The organism is Jiulongibacter sp. NS-SX5 (genome assembly GCF_052828545.1).
Window position 1 is genome coordinate 2,284,108 of record NZ_CM128248.1, and the last position, 14,327, is coordinate 2,298,434.

Here is a 14,327-nt window from a genome sequence, read left to right on the forward strand (position 1 = left end):
TTAAGGTAGAACCGTTATAATCATTCTTTTGTAGGAAGTAAGCTTTGGCTTGCCGGTGTCTGAGGCCTCAAAAACAATATGGATCGTCTGTGGCTCGTCCACTTTAGGAGCTTTAAATGTCAATGAAAGATCCTCTGTCTGTAATAGAGGGACAAAGCCATCATATGTACCCGCTTCTTCAAACTGCCACCAATGTGATTTATAGCGAGGAAAACGATCATTGGCCGTGGCGGCAAAATCTTCTTTGGAACCTCCATGCTGTAGGTAAATAGGTCCATATTTCTTCCACAAATCATCGATATCTAATGGGTCCGGATCCTCAACTGCAGCCGATAAACTTACCATTTCTCCAGACTTTACTGTCAGGTTTTCGGCGTTTCCAAGTTGAATTATAGGAGGATGATTAGCCTCTTTATATTCAGACACCTCACACCATTTTAGCCTGGCCTGATAATCGTTATTGACCTGTTCTACCCAGCGGGTATAGGAACCTTTATTGGCATCACGATACACATTTTTGAAACCATCCACTTTATAAAAATGACCACCCCAGCCTCCAAAAGTGGGATCTTCAAAAGACCGAAGTCCATTGGGAATAGTATAAAAGAAAGAGGGAGAATCGCCTTCACTGATGTACGTCTGTGGGTAAAGTTTTCCCAAATGCCCTTTTCCGTTTGTCAGATTCTCTGTTACAAAAGCCGTGGAATTGTTCTGACTGCCGTAATCCCAGGTTCCGCTGAAATGGTAAGAAATGAGCATGGTGACCTCAGGGTGAAATTGCTCAATATAAGCCCCCGCTCCATCCTGATACCAGATATTATACATGACCGCCTTTTTTACTGCCTTTTCATACTGATCGGGATATAGTCGCTTTAGTTTTTCAAAAGCTTTGGCTGCCGTATTTCCACCCCCCCAGGCCTGAATGAAGACCGGGCCAGGTTTAGAGTCCAACAAAACTTCTACGATCTTATCCGACCCAGGTGTATCTGGCCATTGAGATGGGTCAATCTGAGGTTTCATTCCGGGAACACGCATTGGTGACCGGTTGTCTACAACAATGTGTGAAGAATCCTCATCACCAACATAGCATAATGCCCGAAGCTCTGCAGCTGTGGGGTAATTTTTCGCATGTTTAGTTAGGTTCGGGAAGTCTTTTTCGTAGGCATCCAATTGGTTTTCAAGCCAGGGTTCCACGCTGTGGCCATTTCTTTGATACACCGAATTTGACTCAATAATGGCTTCAATATCAAATTCATTGGCATACAATAAGAAGCGAATCATAGAGCTTTGGTCGTCTACTTCGCCATCGGTCATGACAATGATTCTTGGTCTTGTTTCCTGAGAAAAGCATTCCCGGCCTAGTACTATTCCGACGAGCAAAAAAAGGTACTTCATTTTATTCTAATTTAATTTTTCATTCCAGCACTAATTAATGCCTCTATTTGCGGTAAAATTTGAATTTCCAGTTTATCGCCTCGCTGTTTAAAAGTTTTCAGCTCTTGGCTTAAGATCTTTTTCTCTTCTTTAGACAAATTGGTTTTCAAAGCACTCAGTCCAATCTGCGTTACTTTTGATAGACGATCAGCATAGCTGGCAAACTCCTGAATTTTCGGAGCATTATTGAGTAATTGTGGTATTTCAATTGCCGCCAGATTCCATTTCTGTAGTTGATTGAGCACTTTCACTTTTGAAAGATCATCTCTGGTTTGAAGGTACTCTTCTACGTTTGTCTTAAAAACCCAGGCTTCTTCATAATCACAGGCCACAAGATCTTCGATGGCCACAAGTGGGACGCTCTGGTATTTTTTGCTTTCAGTCGCTACAAACTGAGTAAGCAATCTTCCATAACCTCTTGCAGGAGCCAGTGCTGTTAAGACCTTCAAAGCTGCCGAGATATCTTGTCCGTTAGCTAGGGCAGATAACATTCTCTCAGAATTCAATCTGTGATTAAGGCCATTTTCTTCTAATTTATCTTCCACAATGAATAGCCTGCGATACATCTCATCAGCATCATAGACAGACTCCGGAGACCACAGACGCTCAGCCACAGCGGCTGTTCTGGGCCAGGCTCTGGTTTCAAAGCTATTTTCATCTACCAGCTCAGACCACAGAGCGGCCTCGCCACCTAATATGTTCGGGTGGACTTCTTTTGGGATATTGGGGTTGTAATAATGTGCCTTTGCCTCTAGAAAATAATCCAGGTAAAAGCCCTTTGAAATCAAAACCTTGTTTCCTTTTTGGGCTATTTCCAAGGCATTTAGCCTGTTGGCACCTATGGCTCCCCATTGTTGTACGATAACCTCTTTTGATAAATCAGCATTATAAAGTTCTTCCCAGCCAATGGTTGTTTTATGGTGCTTGCTCAAAATTTCATGCATCCTTTCCACAAAATAGGCCTGAAGTTCTTCAGCATTTTCAAAGCCTTTCTGCTTCATAAAGGCAGCTATTTCCGGATTTTCAAGCCAGGCAAGTCCGTTATTTTCATCAGCACCAATATGCATGTACGGCGAAGGAAACAAGGAACTAATTTCTTCAATAAACTGATCCAGAAATTGAAAAGTAGATTCTTTACTAGGGTCTAAAGTAGGTAAAGCCGAGTTCATAATCACCTGCATGGCCTCCTGCATAGAGGCTCCTTCTTTCACTTTATATCGGTGGCCGGGCTCATAAGGACCAGGAGCACTGGCCAGCTCTGGGTAGCCCGCAAACCAACTGGTGCTATGCCCGGGCAGATCAAATTCAGGGTAGACCATAATTCCTCTTTCTTTGGCATAGGTCACCAAATCCTTTATCTCCTCCTGAGTATAGAATTGCCCTTTTGATCCTTTTTCATGAAGTCTTGGAAACACTTTTGATTCTACCCGAAACCCTTCATCATCAGTTAGGTGAAGATGTAACACATTAAGCTTTACCCCCGCCATAGCATCGATATTCCTTTTCAGAATATCCATTGGTATAAAATGACGGGAGACATCAAGCATCATACCTCGCCAGCCAAAACGAGGGGCATCTTTGATTTCAAGGGCAGGAAAGTAAAAGCCTACTGAATCTGCTGCTACTAATTGAAGCAGTGATTCTAAACCAAATAGGGCTCCGGCTGTTGTAGGGGCAGAAAGATGTACTCCATTGTCAGTGATACTTATTTGATACGATTCATCTATTCCAATATCTGCTTCTACTTTCTCATTTACATCAATTTGCATTAATGCAGCCGACTGAACCTGATTTAATACAACTTTCTCCTGCTTAAAATAGGCCAGTGTTTTTCGGTTAAGTTTATACAAAAAGCGATTGGCGGCTTCCTCTAAAATATCATCACCTTTTTGGCCCGTCAGATTAACCGTAAATTCTGAGTTTATCCTTAATTGACCAGCGTGAATATCAACGCTCTTTGGCCAGGGCATCAATGTCAAATTCTCGGAGGTATGCTGAGCAGAAACTTTATAAAAAGTAAGTAAGGAGAATATCAAAAAGTACTTTTTCATCAGATAGCTATTTAACGATTACCCTTACCCGATCTAAATTCTGAATCTTCGCAAAAGGCGAATCCGCATTACCGGTTCTATTCGCTTCTACTCGAACAGTCACGAAATAGGTTCCAGGTTTATCAAAGACATGGCTTTTCTTGATCACCAGCTTTTCTTTAAATTTCTTTAGGGTAGTTGTCTCTGGATAATAATTCTCGCTTTCATCAAAATCCCAATCTAACTTTACAACCTTACCCATGCCTGCTGGTACCTCTATTACAGCTTGAATTTTTACTTTTTCTCTGGCTTTTACCTCAACCTTTTTCTTTCCACCTACCGTAAGTGATACTGTCTGCTGAATGCCTTTTCGCTCCTGAGCTAACTTTGGGGTAATTACCTGTCCATCCACGATATCATACCGAGTGCTTGCGGCAGGACTTTCCCCTTTTTCTACCCACCCAGAAAGATCTCTCAAAGCCTGTTGCAATACCCCGTTATAACTGATAGCTCTGGTGGGGTCGCCTAATTGATCCTGCTGATCTCCATGCAAAGCATGCTCTGTATACCAAAGCCTGAAATTTTCATCGGCTTTATCACCTAAATGTTCCTTGACTCGTGATCTGTACCAGTCACACTGCCATGGGAAAGCCTCCCTGTCCATTAAAGAGCCAAGAAGAATCATTTTGCCTTCAAACTTCCCCGTAGGCAAAGAACCGGCAGCTCCCATGGTAAACATAGGCCCAAGTAACATGGGTCTTTGCGGATATAGAGGCATTCCATCAGCATCTCTGAATTGATCCCAAACTTTGTATTCAGACCCCGGCACCTGATGCCTGTGATACGACTGTACCGCCAGAAAATTTGAGTTGTCTACCCTCACCTCATCACCTGGTTTAATTTTTGCCAAAATCTGTGCAGCATTGGTGGGTGCCAGCACCACTTTATTGCCCGTAATGGTTTCTACCTGCAGTCTTTGCCCCTTGGCTTCTCCACTATTGATGAATAGATCTCCACCCAAAAAGTCTATTTCAGGTAACTGATCTGATATTTCAAAAGCAACGGGTACTCCGGCTCCACTTCCACCAGCGGCTTTCCAAGCCAAATCTGCACTACCACGATCTGCCTCAGAAATTGGTTCTTTTATTCCCAGTTTCACAGCCTCATCAATGGCAATAGGCTTTAACACTTTGGAGTCTTTTTGTAAACGAGCTCCCTCAAAAGACTCTGGATGATCATGACCCAGATAGCCGGGTTTATTCCAGAAATCCTGAGTAAAATAGGCGTTATCTGCCATCACCACGCCATTGTACAACACCAGGAAACCATGAATACCCATGTTTTTGTAATCATACCAGGAATGTGGAGGGAATCCCATTTTGGTCACTTCCTCTAAAGCCGATTTTTCCTCAGTGTTTAATCCTGCATACATATCACCACTTCCTCCGGCATCTAACCCATCATTGATCTGATCGAACTTATCTTTCAAGATTCTCATGGCCTGCATTCTTACCGTAAAGACATTTGGTATAGCCATGGGAGAACCCAAAACGTAAGGAACTACTCCATCCCATACTCCTGAGGTGTTTTCAAAACCACCAATGGTTCTGTAAGCTCCTCCGCTTCCACCGAAGGCATAACCAAAAGGTCTGCCACCGCCAAAGATTTCCTGAGCCACTATTCTTGAAAACTGTGCTGAAGCGGCATTCGCCCTGTAGGCACCGATTGTAGCGTCATTGGCCATCGGATTTGAAAAGTCTGTGGCACCGCCACCGTTGGTCTCAATAAAATAAGCTCCGCTTTCATTGGAAAAGCCAATCACATTTCGCTCGCCTGTGCTTGACTGAGAAATGTTTTCATTTTCGGGAAATGGGGTAATGTATTGAAAGAACCTTCCCTCATACTTTTCCTTTGAAGGAAAATAGAAAGAAAATCGGGTACCTGTACCCTCAAAACCGCCATGTACGAATCGATGTGGAGATGGCAACAATCGCTGCTCGTCGATGTCTATGTAGGGCTTGGTTAATAGAGGGTCTGTAGTCTCAAATTTTTCAGAAAGAACTGAGCTTAGATTAACCAAACTTTTCTGAGCAATGACTGAAAAAGACATTATCAAAAAAGCAAACAAGATGATTTTACTTTTCATGTAATCCAAAATTGAGTTTGTATAACTTTTCTAAGGCAAAGTTAAACAATTTTTTATTGTATACTTTTATATACATTAAAATATATTTCAAATAATAATTACTTTTGAATCTATAATTCATTGCTTCATTTTAACTCCCGGACAAACTCAATTGAATATTCTAGAAAATAAAAACTTTATAGACCAGGTCAGTATTGACTGTGTGATCTTTGGTTTTGATGAGAATCAACTTAAAGTCTTAATCCCAAAAATCAATTTTAAGGGTGATTTCTATGCCCTGCCCAGCGGTTTCATTTATCAGGAGGAAGATATTGAAATAGCTGCCCGACGAATTCTGGAAGAAAGAACCGGCCTTAAAGAAATTTACATGGAGCAGTTTAAGGTTTTTGGCAAAGCCAACCGTAAGCGGCAGGAGTTTATGGATGAGCTGATTTCTAAGAATTACATTGACAATTTTGAGGAGGTTAAAAAGAACCCGGGTTATGCCTGGTTTACCAATCGATTCATTTCCATTGGCTATTACGCTCTTGTGAATATCAAGAAGGTAAAACCACGTCTCTCGGCTATTGATCATTCATTTCAATGGTACGATATCCGTAACACTCCAGAGTTAATCATGGATCATCCTGAGGTTCTCAAAGAAGCTTTAAAAGCACTCAAAGAGGATATTGAAAGTAAAGCGAATGCCTTTCACCTTTTGCCAGAGAAGTTTACCATGCGAGAAGTGCAGGATGTTTATGAAACCATTTATGAGAAGGAGATCGTAAGAACAAACTTCCAAAAGAAGATTCTTTCTTTAGACGTGCTGGAGAGGCTGGAAAAGAAGTTTACAGGGGCGAAGAATAAGGCTCCTTACCTGTACAGAATGAAATAAAAAAAGAGCCCCTAAATCAGAGACTCCTTTCCGAATTACTTATTGTTCAAAACTTTATTCTCTACTTACTTTTACATCAAACATGCCCATGAGCTTACCACTCAGGTTATCGGCATCATCTTGCTTCAGATCTACACTTAAATCGAATCCTCCCATTTTAAAGGCAATAGAAAGTTTTCCATCCACCTCTTCTACTTTATCTAAAGTTGTTGGGTCTCCGCCTTCTTTTGGAGTGATATAACCACTCAGGCCATCATCTCCATCTTCAATAGTCAAGGTCATTTCTGCGTCTCCCTGAGGGGTACCCAGTATTTGCATGTTCCAACCTCCCACGAAAGGGTTTCCCTTCACACGCTCAGAGATCACGTCAAACATGCCCATCATTTTACCACCTAGTCTATCATTACCTTCCTTCTCCAGTTTCACGTTGAGGTCGTAATTCATCATTTTAAAATAGATGGTTACTGCCGTTTCTTCTTCCTCTACTTTATCTAGAGGCACAGCTTCTACTCCTTCCATATCAGGGGTAATGGTACCAGATAGTTGACCATCTTTTCTTACCAGCTCCAGTAGCATATTGGCGTCACCCTGAGGGGTTCCGATAATGCTTGTTTGCCATTTGCCGGCAAAGAAGTCGTCATAAGTGGTAGGTGCGTCTGCTCCTACTTTCTCTCCTTCCTTTAGCATTTTAACTTCTGTACCCATCCAAACCATCATAGAGTTTGCTCCGGCATTAGGATTGGAGAAGGTAATGTATAAATCCTGAGTATTTGCCAATAAATCTGAAGGTACGTTTATAGGGGCTGATACCGTGTTAGGAGCAAAACCTCCGGCATCAGACGGCTCTACAAACGGTGTCTGACCAATAATTTTACCTTTCAAAGATCCCACTCTCAGACGTATAGTTCCACCCTGAGCATTCAACTGTGCTTTTGGAGCGGTCACCATGAAATCAAAGGAGGCAATACCGTTTAAGTCAACATTTTTAAGAATCACATAAGCACCATCTTTAGCCGGTATAGCCAGCTTATTGCCACTGAAAGACATCTTATTTACGTCTTCGTAGACATCAAAACTATGAGGACCAATCTTGGTATTTCTCAGGACAAACGACTGCTCAGATCTCAAAGGAGGCATACCCATAGCACCTTTATCTTCATAGGATGCTCTGACGATATACACACCTTCTCCTTTATCAGAACTTCTCACTTTAGCAGCATAGGTACCACTGACTGGAAGTGTGCTTTTAGGCTTACTCTCTGAAATATTCAAGATATAATTCACCATTTCAGAAGCCTGCTCTGTGCTTAACTGCGGGTGAGCAGCCATAGCTGTTTCTCCCCAGTTACCTCCGCCTGGAATGGAATGGAATGGAATGGAATGGAATGGAATGGAATGGAATGGAATGGAATGGAATGGAATGGAATGGAATGGAACCATTTCAGAAGCCCATTGATAATCTTCTGACTCAACTTAGTTACCGCATCTTTGTCTCCTTTATAGCGAGCCGCCACTTCGGTATAGCTCGGCCCGATAGACTTAGAATCTTTTTTGTGGCAGGCCATACAGTCGCTACCGTCGATCAGTTTTTTCCCTTTGGCATACGCAGCAGTAGCATCAGCCCCTCTGTGTCCTCTGGCTATTTCTACGATGTCAAAACCTTGAGGTAAATAATCGATATTCACTGCAACCTCCTCCGGTGAAATACCATTGCCCAGAGAACCGTCTTCTTTGTCAGTTACTTTGATATCGTAATTGAATGTCCTGTTTGGTACAAAGAAGGTTTTATTGCTCTCAGGCATTTGTAAACTCAATACCGGCGGTTCATTACCTACTGAAACCTGAGTAGACTGCGTTACTACTTCACCCTGTCCATCATCCACGGTTAGCGTCACATCATAAATGCCTAGTTCTGTCAATGTCACTTCAGTGGTTTCCCCTTTCAAGGCAGTAGCATAAGAACCATCAGAGGCTATTTGCCAGGTATAGGTAAGTTCGTCTCCGTCTGCGTCTTTTGTACCTTCAGCAGATAATTGAAGTTTAAACGGAGCAGCTCCACCTTCCTGATTTTTATTCATTACCACCTGAGGCTTACGATTCCCTCCGTTGTATTCTATTCTAATCAGGCGGGCGTCATCGTTGGCCGAGAACCATCCACTTCCATATTCCAGCATGTACAGATCACCATTACTGGCAAATTCCATATCCATTGGGTTTGAGAACTTGTAGCTAGGCATAAATGGCTCCATAGATTTATATTTACCATTTTCATCAAAACTTACTGCCATAATCCAGCCTCTCATCCATTCATAGATGAAATGTTTGCCATCATAATATTCAGGGAAAGCACCTTCGGCACCTTCAAACATATCTGTATAGTAAACCGGGCCAGACATTGGGTTACACCCACCTGCTCCCATTAGCGGAAACTCTTCACTTGGAGAGTAAGTATACCACATCATGGCAGCCTGTGCTTCCGGCAATTTGATAAGTCCTGTATTATTCGGAGAAGTGTTCATAGGCATTTCCCAATTCCACTTTTCCAATGACTTATTGTTTACAAAATCAAATCTATTATAGGCAGAATTATCACCCACAAAATGAGGCCAACCATAATTACCGGCCGTAAACGCCTGCCCAAATTCACAAGTCCCTGCAGGACCGCGATCAGGGTTTGGCTCGTTAGCATCAGGACCTACATCACCCCAATACAGTGCACCTGTTTTCTTATCTACAGCAATTCTATAAGGATTTCTATGCCCCATAGTGAAGATTTCCGGTCTTGTTTTTTCCTGACCTTTGGCAAACAAATTACCCTCAGGTATGGTATACGAACCGTCTGGCTGAGGTGTAATTCTCAAAATCTTTCCTCTCAGGTCATTGGTATTGGCAGATGACTTCTGAGCATCCCATGGGCTTCTGCCAGGTCTTTCATCACTCGGGCTGTAGCCATCTGACGCGTGCGGATTGGTATTATCTCCGGTAGAAAGGAAAAGGTTACCATTACCATCCCAGTCGATAGATCCTCCAGTGTGGCAGCATTGCTCACGTTGTGTCTCTACTTTCAGCATTTCTATTTCAGAGGAAAGGTCTAATTCATCGCCTTTCATAGTAAATCTGGAAAGTACATTATAAGAACCCTTCAAAGAAGAGTAATACATGTAAACCCACTGGTTCTTCTCAAAATTGGGATCTTTACTCAAACCCAGAAGCCCGTCTTCGGCTACTGATTCATTACCTTCACTATCCACATATTTTAAGCTCACAGGAAGCTCAGCTATGGTCTTCAGTTCTTTGGTTTCATCATTGTATAATCTCACCTGACCTTTACGCTGAACAAACAGAACTCTTTTATCATCAAGAACCGCCAGCTCTACCGGCTCGTCAAGTTTGTCCTTGAGCACTACCTTAGTAAATCTGTTTTCCTCTGGCCTTGATTTTGAAAAATCAATTTGAGTAGGCTCTTCTCCACCTGTAGCATACTGGATTCCCGCCCAAAGATGATTCAGAAATAAAGGTTCCAGGAAAGTCTCATCTGTATGGCCCATAGCCGTATAGAATGAACGACCTCCCTCAAATTCCTGATACCAGCTCATTGGGTGATCATCACCATTGGTACCTCCTATGTAAGATTTCTCATCAATTTTGAGAACCACATTGATCTTATTGGAGATGTTTTTAAAACTGTAGAACTCATCTGTTCTTTCAAAGGAATTTGGCATTCCTGCGGTCAACTCATTTCTTTCTGTTACGAAAAAACGACCTTTCTGCACATTACTAGGTGTAGATGGGTGATCCTGAAACCAGGCACCGGCCAGTCTGTTATACCATGGCCATTCGTACTCGGTATCTGTGGCGGCATGAATCCCTACATAACCACCACCAGCCTGAATGTATCTTTCGAATGCATCCTGCTGTTCGGCATTTAAAATATCACCGGTGGTATTCAGGAAAATGACAGCATTGAAATTCTGTAGATTTCTCTCTGTCATAATAGAAGCATCTTCTGATAGCGTTACGGAGAACCCTTTGTCTGCTCCCATTTTCTGTATAGCTGCCTGACCCGCCTCGATAGAAGCATGCCTGAAAGCCTCAGTTTTACTAAAGACAAGCACATTGAGCTTATCTTGAGCCATACTCATCGAGGAGGTCATCAGACCAACTGCAAAGAGCATTAATATTAGGTTAATCTTTCTCATAGATAGGTTTAATGTAATTTTGGAAGAACAAAAATAACTAAATTATTTTATTGTCTATTTTTTAGACATTAAAAATTAATATAATTTTATCGCAGGAAAGTCCAAGATGCTTTTCTGTAAGAATAAACTAACTAATGGATATCAAAGGATTTATACCACAGCTCTCTATTGACTGTGTCATCTTTGGCTATAAAAACAAGGAGCTAAAAGTTTTGGTGAGTAAACTCAGCTTACCCAAAGAACTCTTCTCTTTGCCTGGTGGGTTTATTTCTCAGGATGAGGATATTGATCAGGCCGCTTTGAGAATCCTGAAAGAAAGAACCTCTCTGAAAGATATTTATCTGGAGCAGTTTAAAGTTTTTGGTGCGGCCGGAAGGAAAAATAACGCTATTCTAGACTTCATAGAAGAATACAAAGAGCCTGTGCTGTTAGGCGAGATGGAGCTGGATTACGACTGGTTCTTCAAAAGGTTCGTTACGATTGGCTACTACGCCCTCGTAGATATTAATAAAGTAAAGCCCCAGAAAACCATTTTAGACGATCACGTCGATTGGTACCCAATAGATGATCTTCCACCATTTTTTATGGATCATACGCAGATAGTAGAAGATGCCCTGGTAGAGCTTAGACGTAATCTGGACGATAAGCTTATCGGTTTCAATTTACTACCTGAAACTTTTACAATGAGAGAGCTGCAAGAGCTTTATGAGGCTGTTTACGATAAACCATTTGCCAGAAACAATTTCCAGAAAAGGATGCTCAGCCTGGGAGTGCTGGAGCGGCTGGAGAAGAAGTTTACAGGAGCAGCGAATAAGGCTCCGTATTTGTATCGCTTTATTTCATAAAAAAAGCCGGAAACTACTCCCCGGCTTTTTATAATCACTTTACTCGAAGTACTATTTTGACCCTTCCCAGGCTTCTACAGCTGGTTTTAGCATCTCAGGAGTGGTGCCCCACACTTTCCCTTCTTTTGCCATAGGCATAAAACTGTCAATGTAAGCCTGACTTATTTCTTCACTATCTCCATACTCCTCGCGTAACTCATCTAAACGGGTGTGGAGTGAAGCTCTAATTTCAGCAAAGGCCGGATCATCATATACATTATTCTGCTCTAAAGGATCTTTTTTACGATCTATCAGCTCCCAATAATCCCTGTGGAAATAATATCTGATGAGTTTGTAATCCTTGGTAACCACCGCGTAATGTCTGTTTACATTATGCTCTGAAGGATGCTCATAATAATGGTAATAGACAGCATCTCTATTCCAGTTATCAAGGTCACCGGTTAGCACAGGCACCATACTTTTCCCTTGCATGTCTTCTGGCTGTGCAGCACCGGCTACATCAAGAAAAGTCTGAGCAAAATCAAGATTCTGTACCAGCTCATCAGATGTAGTGCCTGCCGCTACATGATCTGGCCAAGAAACCAGTAAAGGAGTTCTAAAGCTTTCATCATAAACAAAACGCTTATCAAACCACCCATGCTCACCAAGGTAGAATCCTTGATCAGATGTGTATACAATGATGGTATTTTCCATCAGGTCATTCTCCTCTAAATAATCCAGAAGTCTGCCCACATTTTCATCCACTGATTTAATGGTGCCCAGGTAATCCTGCATGTAACATTGATATTTCCACTTGGTCAGATCCTCTTTGGTCATGGTGGGATACATCTTCTTCAGATCCTCGCTTCTTTGCTTGTAGAATTTGTCAAAGTTGGCCTTTTGAGAAGAATCTAACCTGCCATACATCATCTCAAAGCCTCTTTCGTCAAAAGTGCCAAATGGAGGTAAATCAAGTTCATCCATTACTTCAGGGTACACTTTAAGGTCACGCCCCCAGCCCAGGCTACCGTTTATATTCATTTCTGCATCAGCAGCAGCCGGCATACCTTCATGATCATCAAACAGAGTTTCAGGCTCCGGGAAGCTTTTCCCTAAATATTCTTCCATATGTCGCTCTGCCATATACCAGCTTCTATGTGGTGCTTTGTGCAGATACATCAGCATGAAAGGGTCTGCTTCATTGCGGTCATTCTGAAGCCAGTCCAAAGTCATATCTGTAATAATGTCTGTTACATAACCTTTGACCTGAATTTCGCCCTCATCTTTCGTAATAAAATCAGGGTTATAATAGCTGCCCTGTCCCGGCAATATTTTGAATTGATCAAAGCCTTTTGGGTTATTGCCAAAATGTAATTTACCAAACATGGCTGTTTGATAACCTGCCTCCTGAAGAAGCTGAGGGAATGTCACATTTGTAGTGTCAAATGGGCTGACATTGTCAATTTTACCATTGATATGCGAATGCTTACCTGTCAAAATTGTTGCTCTGGAAGGAGCACAGATAGAATTTGTAACACTGGCATTGGTAAATAGCATTCCGTTATTTGCTATTCGGTCAATATTCGGTGTTTCTATCAGTTTATTATCGTAAGCAGAAATGGCCTGATAAGCGTGATCATCAGACATGATAAAGACGATGTTTGGTCGTTCATTTTTTGACGACTCTTCACATGAAAATAGACAGAAACTAAAGACTGCCAGCAAGACTACAGGCCATTTTGGAGGGTTGAATTGTTTCATTAAAAGTATAGGTTAGTAAAAGGTTTTAAGTATTTGAAGTTGCATAATAGCTTAAAAAGCATAAAAAAACACCCTAAATCGATGATTAGGGTGTTTCTGTTTAATGTTTATCAAAAACAATAGATCACTTCTCTTCTATATCTTCAGAAACCTCAACTTCCTCCTCCTCAGTTTCTACTCCAATTCGTTTAGCTGAAGAATCAAACATACCGGCCAATGAGCCAGATAGATTATTCTCGTCTTCTTTTTCAAGGACCAAGTTCAAATCATAACCTTGTGCATAGAAAAACACCTCAATAGCATCACCATCTTCTTCAATGTCTGTTATTTCTATTTCTTCTCCGCCTTCTTCCATTGGCAAAAACACCCCTGATAAAAGATCATCTTCCCTTTCGAGGCTTAAAATCATAGTAACATCACCGTTCGGCGTTCCTTCTATGAGCACCTCCCATTCACCAACAAAGTAATCTGTTTCTGCCTGTACTCTTTCGGCCTCTACATCAAACATGTTCATGAGGGTTCCTTCCAGATTATTCTCATCTACCTTTTCTAAAACCAGGGTAAGATCATAGCCCTCGGCTGAGAAATCAAATTCTACAGACTCATCGCCTTCGTCTACCCGTGTCATATCTATGACGCTACCGTCTTCATTTATCAGACTTCCAGTAAGCTCGTCGTTTTCTCTTGTGAAATCTGCGGTCATTTCCAGGTCACCCTGAGGTGTTCCATAGATGACCATTTTCCAGGAGCCATCAAAAAATCCAGCCTGATCTTGCCCCATTGCTGTCAGCATGGAGAAACTCAAAAGTGTTAGTAAAAGGTAATTTAGTTTTTTCATCGTATTAAAATAGGGATAAGTTAGTTGTTCATTCCAGCAGCGAAACCAGAGGCTTCAACAGCCTGATAAAGCTACACATATTTCCAATGTCTACAAACAAGGCACTCTAGACTGCGTTCTTTCTCAAATCATTTCTTCGTCTGTAGGTTTTGCTATATTTAGACATGATTTTAAGTGAGATTATTAAGGCTCTTAAAACTCATATTACAACTCAAACCAAT

8 protein-coding genes are annotated in these 14,327 nt (G+C 41.7%); 2 read left to right on the forward strand and 6 right to left on the reverse strand.

The window, feature by feature from the left end; genetic code table 11:
• Genes ACUXV0_RS10160 through ACUXV0_RS10170 form a run of 3 tightly spaced genes read right to left on the reverse strand, consistent with a single transcriptional unit; the run spans position 1 to position 5,610 of the window.
• Positions 1-1,395, reverse strand: a complete 1,395-nt coding sequence (locus ACUXV0_RS10160) for a DUF1593 domain-containing protein (RefSeq protein WP_446189431.1) — start codon at positions 1,393-1,395, stop codon at positions 1-3.
• An 11-nt stretch (positions 1,396-1,406) separates the two neighbouring features.
• Positions 1,407-3,485, reverse strand: coding sequence for a beta-N-acetylhexosaminidase (locus tag ACUXV0_RS10165; RefSeq protein ID WP_446189432.1), 2,079 nt, complete (start codon positions 3,483-3,485; stop codon positions 1,407-1,409).
• 7 nt (positions 3,486-3,492) lie between these two features.
• The gene (locus ACUXV0_RS10170) at positions 3,493-5,610 is read right to left on the reverse strand and encodes a hypothetical protein (RefSeq protein ID WP_446189433.1); all 2,118 of its coding nucleotides are present in this window, start codon (positions 5,608-5,610) and stop codon (positions 3,493-3,495) included.
• A gap of 151 nt (positions 5,611-5,761) precedes the next feature.
• Between ACUXV0_RS10170 and ACUXV0_RS10175 the strand changes: the two genes are divergently transcribed.
• Positions 5,762-6,484 carry an NrtR DNA-binding winged helix domain-containing protein gene (locus ACUXV0_RS10175; protein ID WP_446189434.1) on the forward strand — a complete coding sequence of 241 codons (723 nt, stop codon included), beginning with the start codon at positions 5,762-5,764 and terminating at the stop codon, positions 6,482-6,484.
• A gap of 1,307 nt (positions 6,485-7,791) precedes the next feature.
• Here ACUXV0_RS10175 and ACUXV0_RS10180 read toward each other — a convergent pair.
• On the reverse strand, positions 7,792-10,683 hold the full coding sequence (locus ACUXV0_RS10180; protein ID WP_446189435.1) for a ThuA domain-containing protein: 2,892 nt from the start codon (positions 10,681-10,683) through the stop codon (positions 7,792-7,794).
• Positions 10,684-10,817: 134 nt separating this feature from the next.
• Here ACUXV0_RS10180 and ACUXV0_RS10185 point away from each other — a divergent pair, with 134 nt between their 5' ends.
• Positions 10,818-11,528, forward strand: coding sequence for an NUDIX hydrolase (locus ACUXV0_RS10185; RefSeq protein WP_446189436.1), 711 nt, complete (start codon positions 10,818-10,820; stop codon positions 11,526-11,528).
• 51 nt (positions 11,529-11,579) lie between these two features.
• On the opposite strand, the gene ACUXV0_RS10190 is transcribed toward ACUXV0_RS10185, so the two are convergent.
• Both ACUXV0_RS10190 and ACUXV0_RS10195 read right to left on the reverse strand, forming a co-directional pair.
• Complete coding sequence (locus ACUXV0_RS10190; RefSeq protein WP_446189437.1) at positions 11,580-13,268, reverse strand: sulfatase family protein; 1,689 nt, start codon at positions 13,266-13,268, stop codon at positions 11,580-11,582.
• Between the two features lie 124 nt (positions 13,269-13,392).
• Positions 13,393-14,106: a hypothetical protein gene (locus tag ACUXV0_RS10195; RefSeq protein ID WP_446189438.1), complete on the reverse strand. Its 714-nt coding sequence runs from the start codon at positions 14,104-14,106 to the stop codon at positions 13,393-13,395.
• Positions 14,107-14,327: the final 221 nt, after the last annotated feature.

Excerpts from the sequence above, each read along its gene's own strand:
- ACUXV0_RS10160 (WP_446189431.1), bottom strand. The coding sequence starts at position 1,395 with ATGAAGTACCTTTTTTTGCTCGTCGGAATAGTACTAGGCCGGGAATGC.
- ACUXV0_RS10165 (WP_446189432.1), bottom strand. The coding sequence starts at position 3,485 with ATGAAAAAGTACTTTTTGATATTCTCCTTACTTACTTTTTATAAAGTT.
- ACUXV0_RS10170 (WP_446189433.1), bottom strand. The coding sequence starts at position 5,610 with ATGAAAAGTAAAATCATCTTGTTTGCTTTTTTGATAATGTCTTTTTCA.
- ACUXV0_RS10180 (WP_446189435.1), bottom strand. The coding sequence starts at position 10,683 with ATGAGAAAGATTAACCTAATATTAATGCTCTTTGCAGTTGGTCTGATG.
- ACUXV0_RS10185 (WP_446189436.1), top strand. The coding sequence starts at position 10,818 with ATGGATATCAAAGGATTTATACCACAGCTCTCTATTGACTGTGTCATC.
- ACUXV0_RS10190 (WP_446189437.1), bottom strand. The coding sequence starts at position 13,268 with ATGAAACAATTCAACCCTCCAAAATGGCCTGTAGTCTTGCTGGCAGTC.
- ACUXV0_RS10195 (WP_446189438.1), bottom strand. The coding sequence starts at position 14,106 with ATGAAAAAACTAAATTACCTTTTACTAACACTTTTGAGTTTCTCCATG.